This is a genomic window from Methylibium rhizosphaerae (genome assembly GCF_006386545.1).
Classification (GTDB): domain Bacteria; phylum Pseudomonadota; class Gammaproteobacteria; order Burkholderiales; family Burkholderiaceae_C; genus Pseudorivibacter; species Pseudorivibacter rhizosphaerae.
On the sequence record NZ_SWAR01000201.1, the window covers coordinates 1 to 661 of the forward strand.

The 661-nt window shown below is 66.4% G+C and carries 1 protein-coding gene; it reads right to left on the reverse strand.

The features are described from left to right. The coding region (locus tag E8D38_RS28100; RefSeq protein WP_246099751.1) for an IS110 family transposase at positions 1-516 on the reverse strand (516 nt) is incomplete at its 3' end. Positions 517-661: the final 145 nt, after the last annotated feature.

Genomic DNA, 661 nt, shown 5'->3' on the forward strand with positions numbered 1-661 from the left:
GAGCGCCTTTTGCATGTGCTGCACGTGGCGCGCCTGGCTGCGCAGCAGCGTCGCGCGCTGGCGCACGAGCGAGCGCAATGCGCACACGGCGTCGGCGGGACGGAACGCCCCGCGCAGCAGGCCATAGCTCATGAGCTGCTGCAGCCACTGGCAGTCCAGCACGTCGGACTTGCGGCCCGAGACATTCTTGACGTGGCGCGCGTTGACCAGCAGCACGGTGAAGCCGCGCGACTCGAGCAGTTCATACAGCAGTTCATACAAGGGGATCCAGTACACGCCGGTGGATTCCATCGCCACGGTGTCCACGCCGCAGGCATCGAGCCAGTCGGCCAGGCGGTTCAGGTCGGCGGTGAAGCTGGGGAACTCGCGCACGGACTCGTCGTGGCGATCCGGCGGCACGGCCACGTAGTGCGAGGCGCTGCCGATGTCGACGCCGGCGGCGTTGGGGTGGGTCAGGGTCAGCGCCTGTCGGGACTTGCCGTTCTTGAGACTGACGCTTGCGTTGCGTTGGGCCAAGGCTTGCTCCATCATTCGTTGCGGAATGTGGCGCCGCATCGGGGACGTCGTCGTGCTCACTCTCTCAAACGGGATACCGGCGCGGCAGCTGCGCACTGCCACGCCGGCTCACCAATGTCGATGACGTTACCCAAGACCACGCTAA